Origin of the sequence: Ruegeria profundi (genome assembly GCF_001507545.1) — a bacterium.
In the GTDB taxonomy this organism is placed as follows: Bacteria; Pseudomonadota; Alphaproteobacteria; order Rhodobacterales; family Rhodobacteraceae; genus Ruegeria; species Ruegeria profundi.
The window spans coordinates 96,238-108,095 of sequence record NZ_LQBP01000008.1; the positions used below are offsets into that span (position 1 = coordinate 96,238).

10 protein-coding genes are annotated in these 11,858 nt (G+C 58.5%); 3 read left to right on the forward strand and 7 right to left on the reverse strand.

What is annotated here, in order from left to right; genetic code table 11:
• Positions 1-7 precede the first annotated feature (7 nt).
• Complete coding sequence (infB, locus tag AVO44_RS15460) at positions 8-2,482, forward strand: translation initiation factor IF-2 (RefSeq protein WP_068338588.1); 2,475 nt, start codon at positions 8-10, stop codon at positions 2,480-2,482.
• A gap of 60 nt (positions 2,483-2,542) precedes the next feature.
• Here the strand turns inward: infB and AVO44_RS15465 are convergent, their stop codons facing one another.
• The 5 genes from AVO44_RS15465 to AVO44_RS15485 form a co-directional block, all read right to left on the reverse strand.
• Positions 2,543-3,370 (reverse strand): alpha/beta hydrolase, encoded by an 828-nt coding sequence (locus AVO44_RS15465; protein WP_068338591.1) that lies wholly within the window; start codon positions 3,368-3,370, stop codon positions 2,543-2,545.
• Between the two features lie 3 nt (positions 3,371-3,373).
• Positions 3,374-4,255, reverse strand: a complete 882-nt coding sequence (locus AVO44_RS15470; protein ID WP_068338594.1) for a tryptophan 2,3-dioxygenase — start codon at positions 4,253-4,255, stop codon at positions 3,374-3,376.
• 62 nt (positions 4,256-4,317) lie between these two features.
• Positions 4,318-5,346, reverse strand: coding sequence for an L-threonine 3-dehydrogenase (gene tdh / locus AVO44_RS15475; RefSeq protein ID WP_068338949.1), 1,029 nt, complete (start codon positions 5,344-5,346; stop codon positions 4,318-4,320).
• 14 nt (positions 5,347-5,360) lie between these two features.
• On the reverse strand, positions 5,361-6,545 hold the full coding sequence (locus tag AVO44_RS15480) for a glycine C-acetyltransferase (RefSeq protein WP_068338597.1): 1,185 nt from the start codon (positions 6,543-6,545) through the stop codon (positions 5,361-5,363).
• A 108-nt stretch (positions 6,546-6,653) separates the two neighbouring features.
• Positions 6,654-7,217 carry a helix-turn-helix domain-containing protein gene (locus AVO44_RS15485; protein ID WP_068338600.1) on the reverse strand — a complete coding sequence of 188 codons (564 nt, stop codon included), beginning with the start codon at positions 7,215-7,217 and terminating at the stop codon, positions 6,654-6,656.
• 117 nt (positions 7,218-7,334) lie between these two features.
• Here AVO44_RS15485 and AVO44_RS15490 point away from each other — a divergent pair, with 117 nt between their 5' ends.
• Complete coding sequence (locus AVO44_RS15490) at positions 7,335-8,510, forward strand: acetyl-CoA C-acyltransferase family protein (protein WP_068338603.1); 1,176 nt, start codon at positions 7,335-7,337, stop codon at positions 8,508-8,510.
• An 86-nt stretch (positions 8,511-8,596) separates the two neighbouring features.
• On the opposite strand, the gene ubiB is transcribed toward AVO44_RS15490, so the two are convergent.
• Positions 8,597-10,126 (reverse strand): 2-polyprenylphenol 6-hydroxylase, encoded by a 1,530-nt coding sequence (gene ubiB, locus AVO44_RS15495; RefSeq protein ID WP_068338605.1) that lies wholly within the window; start codon positions 10,124-10,126, stop codon positions 8,597-8,599.
• A gap of 3 nt (positions 10,127-10,129) precedes the next feature.
• Positions 10,130-10,882 (reverse strand): bifunctional demethylmenaquinone methyltransferase/2-methoxy-6-polyprenyl-1,4-benzoquinol methylase UbiE, encoded by a 753-nt coding sequence (ubiE, locus tag AVO44_RS15500; protein WP_068338608.1) that lies wholly within the window; start codon positions 10,880-10,882, stop codon positions 10,130-10,132.
• A gap of 86 nt (positions 10,883-10,968) precedes the next feature.
• Between ubiE and mutM the strand changes: the two genes are divergently transcribed.
• The gene (gene mutM, locus AVO44_RS15505) at positions 10,969-11,820 is read left to right on the forward strand and encodes a bifunctional DNA-formamidopyrimidine glycosylase/DNA-(apurinic or apyrimidinic site) lyase (RefSeq protein WP_068338611.1); all 852 of its coding nucleotides are present in this window, start codon (positions 10,969-10,971) and stop codon (positions 11,818-11,820) included.
• Positions 11,821-11,858 lie beyond the last annotated feature (38 nt).

Below are 11,858 nucleotides of genomic sequence, written 5' to 3' on the forward strand. Positions count from 1 at the left end.
AAGCTTTATGAGCGATAATGACGGCAAAAAGACATTGGGTCTTCGTGGCGGGGCACGCCCCGGAAATGTGAAACAGAGTTTCAGCCACGGACGCACTAAGAATGTCGTGGTGGAAACCAAACGCAAACGCGTGGTGGTCCCCAAGCCGGGTGCTGGAAAGCCGGGCGGCGGAGCTGCGCCCTCGGGCGATCCTTCGCGCCGCCCTGCCGGGATTTCCGACGCAGAGATGGCCCGTCGGATGAAGGCGTTGCAGGCCGCCAAAGCGCGCGAGGCTGAAGAAGCCGCCGAGCGTGAAGCGGCAGAGAAAGCGCGTGAAGAAGAACGCGCCCGGCGGCGTGCAGAGCAAGAAGCCAAAGAACGCGAACAGCGTGAGGCCGAAGAACGCGCACGCCAAAAGGCGGAAGATGAAGAGCGCAAGCGCAAGGAAGCGGAAGAAGCTGCCCAACGGGCTGCTGCTGCCCCGGCTCCGGAAGAGCCCAAAGCCGGACGCGCCCCGGCCAGCAAACCCGCGCCGGCTGCGGCTCCGCGCAAACAGGACCGCGAACGCGAACAGCGTGGCCGCGGCAAAGGGCGCGATGACAACCGTCGCTCCGGTAAGCTGACACTCGGTCAGGCCACCGGTGGCGAAGGCAACCGTCAACGCTCGATGGCGTCAATGAAGCGCAAGCAGGAGCGTGCGCGTCAGAAAGCCATGGGCGGCCCGGTTGAGCGGGAAAAGGTGATCCGCGACGTTCAGTTGCCTGAGGCGATCATGGTCTCGGAACTGGCCAACCGCATGGCCGAGCGTGTGGCAGATGTGGTCAAGTCGCTGATGCAGATGGGTATGATGGTCACGCAGAACCAGACCATCGACGCCGATACCGCCGAACTGATCATCGAGGAATTCGGTCACAAGGTGACGCGCGTTTCCGATTCGGATGTTGAAGATGTCATCAAAGAGATCGAAGACGACGAAAAAGATCTGCAACCGCGTCCGCCGGTCATTACCATCATGGGTCACGTCGACCACGGTAAGACCTCGTTGTTGGACGCGATCCGCGATGCACGTGTTGTGGCGGGTGAGGCCGGAGGTATTACCCAGCATATCGGTGCCTACCAGGTGAAAACCGATGGCGGTGCGACGCTGACTTTCCTCGATACCCCGGGCCACGCGGCCTTTACGTCGATGCGGTCGCGCGGGGCTCAGGTCACGGATATCGTGGTTCTGGTTGTGGCGGCTGACGATGCGGTGATGCCGCAGACCATTGAGGCGATCAACCACGCCAAGGCGGCCGAAGTGCCGATGATCGTGGCGATCAACAAGGTCGACAAACCCGATGCCAACCCGGACAAGGTGCGCACTGATCTGCTCCAGCACGAAGTGATCGTCGAGAAAATGTCGGGTGAGGTTCAGGACGTCGAAGTATCTGCCATAACCGGTCAGGGTCTGGATGAGCTGCTGGAAGCCATCGCATTGCAGGCCGAAATTCTGGAACTCAAAGCCAATCCGAATCGCGCCGCCCAAGGTGCCGTGATCGAGGCGCAGTTGGATGTGGGTCGCGGTCCCGTGGCCACCGTTCTGGTTCAGAACGGCACTCTGCGTCAGGGCGATATTTTTGTTGTGGGTGAGCAATACGGTAAGGTCCGTGCGCTGATCAACGACAAGGGCGATCGCGTGAACGAAGCTGGCCCCTCGGTTCCGGTCGAGGTTCTGGGTCTCAACGGTACGCCCGAGGCCGGTGACGTTCTGAACGTGACCGAGACCGAAGCGCAGGCCCGCGAGATTGCTGCCTATCGTGAGCAAGCCGCCAAGGACAAACGCGCTGCCGCTGGTGCCGCGACCACGCTTGAGCAGCTGATGCAGAAGGCCAAGGAAGACGAAAACGTCACCGAGCTGCCGATTCTGATGAAAGCGGACGTACAAGGTTCGGCCGAAGCCATCGTTCAGGCGATGGAAAAAATCGGCAACGACGAGGTGCGTGTGCGTGTGCTGCACTCGGGCGTGGGTGCGATCACCGAAACGGATGTCGGCCTGGCCGAAGCGTCTGGCGCGCCGATCTTCGGGTTCAACGTCCGTGCCAACGCATCGGCGCGGAACACCGCGAACCAGAAGGGCGTGGAAATCCGGTATTACTCGGTGATCTATGACCTTGTGGATGACGTGAAAGCAGCCGCTTCTGGCCTGTTGAGCGCCGAGATCCGCGAAAAGTTCATCGGTTACGCCGAGATTCGCGAAGTCTTCAAAGTTACCGGTGTCGGCAAGGTTGCAGGCTGTCTGGTCACCGAAGGCGTTGCCCGCCGCTCGGCTGGCGTCCGCCTGCTGCGTGACAACGTGGTGATCCACGAAGGCACTCTGAAGACACTCAAGCGCTTCAAGGACGAAGTGACCGAGGTTCAGTCAGGTCAAGAATGCGGTATGGCATTCGAAAATTACGACGATATCCGCGCAGGCGACGTGATCGAAATTTTCGAACGCGAAGAAGTCACCCGTACGCTGGACTGATCCGAATTTACCAAGAAACAGAAAACAGCGGCTCAATCGAGCCGCTGTTTTTCTTTCGGGCTAGTGTCCGGCGGGCAAAAACGTTCCCGGATGCATGATGATATCGAAATGCTGCATCCCTTTTTTCAGATCGAAACTGACCGAATGGCCACCCTTCCGTAACAGTTCGGCATAGTCGCGACTTTGGCGGATGAATTCAGGCGTGTCCCGTTCGGCCACTGTTACGTGATAGCGCGGACCGGGGGCGGGCAGGTGCAGGATGGGGGACAGGTCATGCACCTCGACCGGGGTCAGTTGTAGCGGGTCGTTGATCGGGGTCAGGCTGATCGGCTCAAGATCATAAACACCGCTGATCAGAATCACATCGCGCACGCGCAAACCTGCCCGGGCGAGCGCATCGGCAGAGGTTGCCATGACCATGGTCGCCAGTTGCGCACCGGCGCTGTGCCCCGACAGGGTGATTCTGGATGGGTCAAAACCCAAGACGCCCGCGTGTGAGGCCAGCCAAAGAAGGGCATCACGACACTCGGCAATCATCTGATCCAGCCGTGCATCCGGGGCGAGCGTGTAATTCAAAGTGGCAAAAGACTGTTCGGCTTCGATCAGCGCCGGGGCCATCATGGCCGATTCACGCTGGCTGAGCGCCTGCCAATAGCCGCCGTGGATAAAGACATGCAGCGGCGCGCCAGTGCCTTTGGCGGGAAAGAGATCCAGAACCTGCGTTGGGGTATCGCCATAGGCCAAGTTCTCTTTCACCTCCATCTGCGCGCGATGCCGGGCGCTGAGCGCGGCGTAACTGTCCAGATATGGCGTCAGGTCCCCACCGATCATCGAACGGGGTGAATATTCCTGATCCAGTTCTTCCTGAGAGAACCCGCGGTACAGCATCGCTTACTCCTGCTTGGTATACATCAGTTCGGTGCGCATGTCGTAGAGATCATGGAAAAAGCGCAAATCCAAGGCCTTACGCAGGAACGATACGCCGCTGGACCCGCCCGTGCCGGGTTGGTTGCCGATCACACGCTCGACCGCTGTAACGTGATCGAACCGCCATCGTTGGAATAGGGATTCCACATCCATCAGTTTTTCGGCAAGCGCATACAGGTCCCAATACTGCTTCGTATCGCGGAACACCTGCACCCATATTTTTACAACGCGCGGATCGCCGGAATAGGGTTGAGCATAATCGCGTTCCAAAACGTCCCTGGGTACGTCAAACCCTTGGCGGGCCAACATGAACAACACCTCGTCGTAAAGCGACGGTTTGGTCAGGGCATCGTTCAGCATCCTCATGACTTCGGCGTCATGCTTGTGAACTTTCAGGGTCGAGGGGTCCTTATTGCCCAGAATGAATTCGATCTGACGATAGCCATAGCTTTGAAAACCGGATGAATTCCCCAAGGCGTGCCGAAAGGTCATGTAGTCTGCGGGCGTCATGGTCAAAAGTGTTTCCCAAGCCGCGATCAACTGCCGCTGGATCGCTTTGACCCGGTCAAGGTTCTTCATGGCAGGGCCAAAATCGTCCTGTTGCAGGAACCTGCGCACCTCGACCAATTGATGATGCATCAGCTTCAACCAGAGCTCGCTGACCTGGTGGATGATGATGAACAGCATCTCATCCGGCTGCGCGGGGTCTTGAAAGGTTTTTTGCAGGTTCAGCAGCGTCTTGAGTTGCAGGAAATCGCCGTAACTCTTGCGATGGGTTTCTGTGAAATCAGTGACCAGAGTATCTTCGATCCCGCGTTCAAGATAGCGGTCATCCTTGTCGCTCATGTGGCTCTCCAAACGTCTGTGTCACCCTTGTTTAGGGTCTGAGTCTGCAGAGCGCCAGAGGCTTAGGTCCAGTCCAAAACCACCTTGCCCGACCGGCCCGATTTCATCGCGGCAAAACCTTCGGCAAAATCGTCGACCTTCATCTGGTGGGTAATGACCCGGCTGACGTCCAGACCATTTTGCAACATGGCAATCATCTTGTACCAAGTCTCAAACATTTCACGGCCATAGACGCCTTTGATCGTAATGGCCTTGAACACGATGCGGGACCAGTCCACCGGTGATTTTCCAGGCGGTATTCCCAGCAGAGCGATCTTTCCGCCCATGACCAAAGCCTCTACCATCTGGTCTAGCGCGACCTGCGCGCCCGACATCTCAAGCCCGACATCGAACCCTTGTTTCATACCCAGTTCGGCGATGACGTCCTCCAGGCCTTCTTTGGACGCGTCCACGGTGCGCACGGTGGGCACCACGTGTTCAGCCAGTTTCAGGCGATCGGGGTTGATATCGGTGATCACCACATGCCGGGCACCGGCGTGGCGCGCAACGGCGGCGGCCATGATACCGATAGGGCCTGCGCCGGTGATCAGGACATCCTCGCCGAGTAAATCAAAGCTGAGCGCGGTGTGAACGGCATTGCCAAGCGGGTCGAGGATTGCGCCAATTTCATCCGGTATGTCGTCCGGCAAGGGCACAACATTGAAAGCAGGCAGTTTCAGATATTGCGCAAACGCGCCCTGTTCGTTTACCCCAATACCCCGCGTTCCGGGATCAAGGTGAAATTTGCCCGAGCGGCTCTGGCGGCTGTCTTTTCCGATCAGGTGCCCCTCGCCCGAGCAGCGCTGACCGATCTCAAGCCCGGTTACGTTGCGCCCTATTTCGACGATCTCACCAGCGAATTCGTGACCGGTGATCATCGGGATGGGTACGGTGGCCGCGGCCCACTCATCCCAATTCCAGATGTGAATGTCGGTTCCGCAAATGCCTGTCTTGTTGATGCGGATCAGAACGTCGTCCGGGCCGATCTCAGGCACTGGGGCCTGCACCATCCAAAGGCCTTCTTCGGGCTTGGTCTTTTCCAAGGCTTTCATCGTGTTGGGTCGCATCAGATTACTCGCAAGTCCTTGCCGACCTTGCCGAACGCGGCAAGTGCCCGGTCCAATTCGTCCTTTGTCAGGGCCGCATTCATCTGAGTTCTGATCCGCGCCTGACCCCGTGGAACGACGGGGAAGAAGAAGCCCGAGACATAGACCCCTTCATCAAACAACCTGGCGGCCATCTCTTGCGCCAGTGTCGCCTCACCCAGCATGACCGGAATGATCGGGTGTTCGCCGGGCAGCAGGTCAAAGCCCAGCCTTTCCAGCCCCGCGCGCCAGTACTTGGCATTGCCGAACAATTGGGCGCGCAGCATTTCACCTTCTTCGACCAGTCTGATGGCTTCTATACCAGCGGCAACGATGGCAGGCGGCAGTGAATTCGAAAACAGATAGGGCCGCGCCCGCTGTCGCAGCAGGTCGATCACTGGTTGCGGCCCGGCGATATAGCCGCCGATTGCCCCCCCAAGCGCCTTGCCCAAGGTTCCTGTCAGAATGTCTACCTTGACCCCGAAGTGATCCGGTGTGCCAGCGCCGTTTGGTCCCATGAAGCCGGTGGCGTGGCAGTCGTCGACCATGACGACGGCGTCGTATGTGTCGGCCAAAGCGCGGATCCTCGGCAGGTTTGCCAAGTATCCGTCCATCGAAAACACGCCATCGGTGGCGATCATGATATGCCGTGCCCCGTCTTCGCGCGCCTGTTTCAGCGACGCTTCAAGATCATTCATGTCGTTGTTCTGGTAACGATAGCGTTTGGCCTTGCACAACCGCACCCCGTCGATGATCGAGGCATGGTTTAGACTGTCCGAAACGATGGCATCTTCAGGCCCTAGCAAAGGCTCAAAGAGACCGCCGTTTGCATCGAAACAAGCGGCAAAAAGGATCGCATCGTCCTGTTTCAGGAACTGCGCCAGCTTTTGCTCCAACTCGCGGTGGATGTCCTGCGTGCCGCAGATAAACCTGACCGAGGCCATGCCGAATCCTCTGGGTTCCATCGCGCCCTTCGCGGCGTCGATAAGGGCGGGGTGATCAGCCAGACCAAGGTAGTTATTGGCGCACAGGTTGATAACCTGTTTTTCGCCCACCGTAATTTCACCGCCTTGCGGCGAAGTGATCATCCGCTCGCGTTTATAAAGCCCTTCGGATTCGATCTGTGCGAGTGTGTCCGTGATGTGGGACAGGAATGCATCTGCCATGGCGGTCTCCGTCTATATGAGTCGCATGTCTAACATAACGGATTTAATTCCCAAATGGGGGAATTCAGTATATGGGAAAAAATCCACTAAAACGGATCGCGGCGACCGTCAGGCGTTTTTTACAATCAGGAACACGCGGGCCGGACCCTCAGCCACAATCGAATGCGTCACATCCGCAGCATACCGCGCCGTATCGCCCCTTTGCAGGTCGCGGGACGCGCTGCCAGAGGACACACGAACCGAACCCTCCAGAACTGTCAGTTGTTCCCTCGCGCCGCGCGCATGAGGTTGGCTTAACAAGGCGCCATCCGCGTCAAACTGGATATCGTAAACTTCATGCCCACCGGCCTCTTCGGGTGGAGAGAGGATACGTATTCGGCAATTCCGACCCATGTTGTCGATGCTGGGCACTTCGGCGTTGCGCAGCACTTCAACCTGATCGGTGGTGTTGGCCTCGTCCAGCAGGCCCGCGAAATCCACCTGCAGGGCACGCGTAAGGTTCCACAGGGTTGAAATGGTCGGGCTGCTTTCGCCGCGTTCGATTTGGCTGACCATCGAGCGGGACACCCCGCTCAGGTTTGCTACGGCCTCAAGCGACAGACCTTTGGACCGGCGTGCCTCTTTCAGGCGGGCAGGAAGGCGTGTCAGGATATCGTCGGTATTGTCCGTCATGACGGAATTTCTTGCGTCTTAAGCGGGTGAATGTCAATTCTGTGTGTTACGACACGTTTTGCGCGACAGCCCAATGCTGCAAGTGCATAATCCCGCCGAATCGACAAGGAGTGATCCATGAAAGACATCGTAATTCTAGATGGTGCCCGCACCGCGATTGGAACCTTTGGCGGGGCGTTGTCCTCGACCGCTCCCATCGACCTGGCGACGGTTGCGACCGAAGCTGCGCTGGAACGTTCGGGCGTCGAAGGCGCCCAGATCGGACACGTCGTGTTCGGACATGTGATCAACACCGAACCGCGCGATATGTATTTGTCACGCGTTGCTGCAATGCAGGCGGGCATTCCCAACGGTACCCCTGCGATGAACGTGAACCGGCTGTGTGGGTCGGGCGCACAGGCGATTGTCTCGGCGACACAGGCCCTGATGCTTGGGGACGCCGAATTCGCCGTTGCCGGTGGCGCGGAAAGCATGTCGCGCAGCCCGTATATCATGCCACAGGCACGATGGGGGGCGAAGATGGGCGATGTCACGTCGCTCGATATGATGCTGGGTGCATTAAGCTGTCCGTTTGGCACGGGTCATATGGGTGTTACGGCTGAAAACGTTGCGGACGAACATCAAGTCAACCGCGAGCAGATGGATGAGTTTGCGCTGACCAGCCAAACCCGGGCGGCAGCGGCAATCGACGCGGGATATTTCGACAGCCAGATCACACCTGTTCAGGTCAAGGTCAAACGCGACATGGTCGACTTCAAGGTCGATGAACACCCCAAGGCTACGACGGCCGAAGCGCTTGCCGGCTTGCGTCCGGTCTTTAAAAAAGACGGCCGCGTCACTGCCGGGAACGCGTCGGGCATCAACGACGGTGCTGCCGCGATGGTTCTTGCAACTGCGGAAGCCGCAGAAAAGGCAGGACTGAAACCCAAGGCGCGTATTCTGGGATATGCGCATGCTGGCGTGCGCCCCGAAGTGATGGGCATCGGCCCGGTTCCGGCCGTGCGGAACCTGATGGACAGAACCGGTCTGTCGGTAAGCGATTTTGATGTGATTGAAAGCAACGAAGCTTTTGCAGCACAGGCCCTGGCGGTGAACCAGGAGCTTGGGTTGGATGCAGCCAAGGTGAACCCCAATGGTGGTGCGATTGCCTTGGGTCACCCGGTGGGCGCAACTGGGGCGATCATCACGCTTAAGGCCCTTTACGAGCTAGAGCGTACAGGTGGGTCCAAGGGCTTGGTGACCATGTGTATCGGTGGCGGTCAGGGCATTGCCATCGCGATTGAACGGCTCTGATCAGATACTGATCAAGGGGGCCGCTTGGCCCCCTTTTTCGCGCAACGATTGCGCTGCGCCCAAAGTCACTGCAAGCTTGGTTGATCTTAGCTGAGTGCGTTCAGCAACAGGACCAGTGCTGCACCCGCCGCAGCCCCAACAGCGGCTGGCAATACGGTGGACCAGAAGGCCGACTTCTGGGGTTGATCGTTTTGCGTCTGCGCGATCAGGGCGTTTTCGACCAGACCGGGCAGGCGCGGACCGAACCGGGCAAGAACCCTTGCGGTTTTACCCAAGTCCTTCAGTGCCGCGCGGGGGCCGATGGATTGCTTTATGTAATCCTCGACCACCGGACGGGCGACCTCCCAGATGTTCATACGCGGATCCAATGAACGCGCGACACCTTCGACCACCACCATGGTGCGTTGCAGCAGGATCAACTCGGTCCGGGTTTCCATGCCAAAGCGCTCAGTCACCTCGAACAGGTAATTCAGCAGGCGTCCCATCGAGATATGAGAGGCATCCATGCCAAAGATCGGCTCGCCCACCGCGCGCAGGGCACGGGCAAATTCGTCGACATCCTGATTTGCGGGGACGTATCCGGCCTCAAAATGCACTTCGGCCACACGCTTATAGTCGCGGCGGATGAAGCCAAACAATATCTCGGCATAGACCCGACGCGTATATTCGTCGATATGGCCCATGATGCCATAGTCATACGCGATGATGTCACCGTTCGCGGCGACCTTCAGATTGCCCTGGTGCATGTCTGCATGGAAAAAGCCATCACGCAGCGCGTGCAGCAGGAACAGACGCAGGACGCGTTCAGCAAGATCGCGGCGATTGTGACCTGCAGCGTCCAGCGCGGCGTTGTCACCCAGCGGAATGCCGTCCGCCCAACTCAGCGTCATCACCCGTCGCGCCGAAAGCGACCACACGATCGGAGGCAGCCAGAACCCGGCATCGTCCTTGGTGTTCGCGGCATATTCCGAAGCGGCAGCGCTTTCCAGGCGCAGGTCAAGCTCGCCCCGCACCACGCCATCAAAATGCTCGATCACGTCCATGGGGCGCAAACGGCGGGCACCGGGCGCAAAAAGCTCGATGATCCGGGCAGCCAGATAGTAGGCGTCGACATCTTTTTTAAAAGCGCGCTCGATCCCGGGGCGCAGGACTTTGACGGCGACATATTCCCCGGTGCTGACCAGCCGCGCCTTATGGACCTGCGCAATCGAGGCCGCCGCGATTGGGTCGCTGAATTCTTCAAAGACACTTTCGACAGGCTGGCCAAGTTCCTTCTGCACCTCGGCCATGGCTTCGCCGCGCGAAAAGGGCGGCAGTTTGTCCTGCAAAACGCGCAGTTGCGCTGCCAGTTCCTCACCCACCACGTCGGGGCGGGTCGAAAGAATCTGGCCGAATTTGATGTATGCCGGGCCAAGCGCGGTCAGCGCCCGCGTGGCGGGCGGCATTTTCGGATCGCCTTTGTAGCCCAGAAACTGAAAGGGCTTGCCCAGTGCATGCGCCACAATGCGCAATGCGCGCGGGGCTTCGAAAGCATCCAGAACCACATTCATCGCGCCGGTGCGTTCTAACGTGGCGCCTGTCCGGATCAGGCGGATAATGTTGTGGGGTCCGCGCATGCGTCAGATCTTCCAACCGGAATGCAGCGCGGCGATACCCATGCTGAGGTTGCGGTATTTGGCGTTTTCGAAACCAGCGGTGCGGACCATATCCAGAAACGTCCCTTGATCCGGGAACTTGCGGATCGACTCAACAAGATATTGATAACTGTCGTAGTCGTTCGCGATCAGCTTGCCCATCCGGGGGATGACGTTGAAACTGTAAAGATCATAGAGCTTTTGCAGCCCGTCATTCGGCAACTGGCTGAATTCCAGCACCATCAGGCGACCACCGGGTTTAAGAACACGGAACGCTTCGTTCAGTGCCTCTTGCGGGCGGGTTACATTCCGAATGCCGAAAGAGATCGTGTAGACGTCAAAGCTGTTGTCATCAAACGGCAACGCCATGGCATCGCCAACCACCCAGTTCAGGCTGTCGGCCATCTGATCCGCCTCGGCGCGCTGTCGGCCTTCGATCAGCATCGGTTCGGTCAGGTCCAGCACTGTTGCATGGCCATAGCCCGCGCGTTTCAGAAAACGGAACGAGATGTCGCCCGTACCGCCCGCGACGTCCAACAGACGCTGACCGGGGCGCGGGGCCAACCAATCCATCATCGCGTCCTTCCAGACGCGATGGATGCCCATCGACATGACATCATTCATCACGTCGTATTTCGAGGCGACCGAGTTGAACACGCCCTGTACGCGCCCGGCTTTCTCAGCCTCGCGCACGGTTTCGAACCCGAAATGAGTGGTCTTGTCGCTGTTGTCGGACATTTGCCTTGCCGTTTATCGAATTTCGCCTCTGTTATAGGGCCATACGAACCGGGCACAATGCGGCCCTTTGAATTAGGAGCCATCTAATGCCCGAATTGCCCGAGGTCGAGACAGTAAGACGCGGCCTGAGCCCTGCAATGGAGGGTGTGGTGATCGAACGCGCGGATGTGAATCGCCTCGACCTGCGCTGGCCTTTCCCGCACCGGATGGCCGAGCGGCTGACCGGGCAGCGCGTGGACCGCTTGCGGCGGCGGTCCAAGTACATTCTCGCGGATCTCAACAGCGGTGAAACCTTGCTCATTCATTTGGGCATGTCTGGAAGAATGACGGTATCTGGCGACCCGCTTGGGCAGTTTGCCTTGAAACATCCGATGGCGCAAAAGCATGATCACGTCGTGTTTCACATGGCCAATGGCGCCCGCGTGACCTTCAATGATCCGCGCCGGTTCGGAGCGATGGACTTACTGCCGACAGTCACCGCCGACGAACACAAGCTGCTGTCAGTTCTGGGGCCGGAACCCTTGGGTAATGATTTTCACGAACAACACCTGATCGAGTCGTTCAAGGGAAAGAACACTCCGGTCAAATCTGCGCTGCTGGATCAGGGAATCGTTGCCGGATTAGGCAATATCTACGTTTGCGAAGCGCTTTATCGCGCCGGTGTGTCGCCACGTCGCAAAGCTGGTCAGATTTCTGCAGCCCGCGTGGCATCGCTGGTTCCGATCATCCGTCAGGTCTTGCAGGACGCCATCGAGGCGGGGGGCTCATCCCTGCGTGATTTCCGTCAAGCTGATGGAGAGCTTGGATATTTTCAACACCGCTTTGACGTCTACGGGCGCGAAGGCCAGCCGTGCCGAACCGACGGTTGCGGTGCGGTTATCAGAAGAATCACCCAGTCCGGTCGCTCATCCTTCTATTGCGCGCAATGCCAAAGATAGCTTGATCCAGCGAAATCGCGTGATAAGGAATTGTATCT

Bases quoted from the DNA above. Each gene is read 5' to 3' on its own strand.
- infB (WP_068338588.1), top strand. From the start codon at position 8: ATGAGCGATAATGACGGCAAAAAGACATTGGGTCTTCGTGGCGGGGCA.
- AVO44_RS15465 (WP_068338591.1), bottom strand. From the start codon at position 3,370: ATGCTGTACCGCGGGTTCTCTCAGGAAGAACTGGATCAGGAATATTCA.
- AVO44_RS15470 (WP_068338594.1), bottom strand. From the start codon at position 4,255: ATGAGCGACAAGGATGACCGCTATCTTGAACGCGGGATCGAAGATACT.
- tdh (WP_068338949.1), bottom strand. From the start codon at position 5,346: ATGAAAGCCTTGGAAAAGACCAAGCCCGAAGAAGGCCTTTGGATGGTG.
- AVO44_RS15480 (WP_068338597.1), bottom strand. From the start codon at position 6,545: ATGGCAGATGCATTCCTGTCCCACATCACGGACACACTCGCACAGATC.
- AVO44_RS15485 (WP_068338600.1), bottom strand. From the start codon at position 7,217: ATGACGGACAATACCGACGATATCCTGACACGCCTTCCTGCCCGCCTG.
- AVO44_RS15490 (WP_068338603.1), top strand. From the start codon at position 7,335: ATGAAAGACATCGTAATTCTAGATGGTGCCCGCACCGCGATTGGAACC.
- ubiB (WP_068338605.1), bottom strand. From the start codon at position 10,126: ATGCGCGGACCCCACAACATTATCCGCCTGATCCGGACAGGCGCCACG.
- ubiE (WP_068338608.1), bottom strand. From the start codon at position 10,882: ATGTCCGACAACAGCGACAAGACCACTCATTTCGGGTTCGAAACCGTG.
- mutM (WP_068338611.1), top strand. From the start codon at position 10,969: ATGCCCGAATTGCCCGAGGTCGAGACAGTAAGACGCGGCCTGAGCCCT.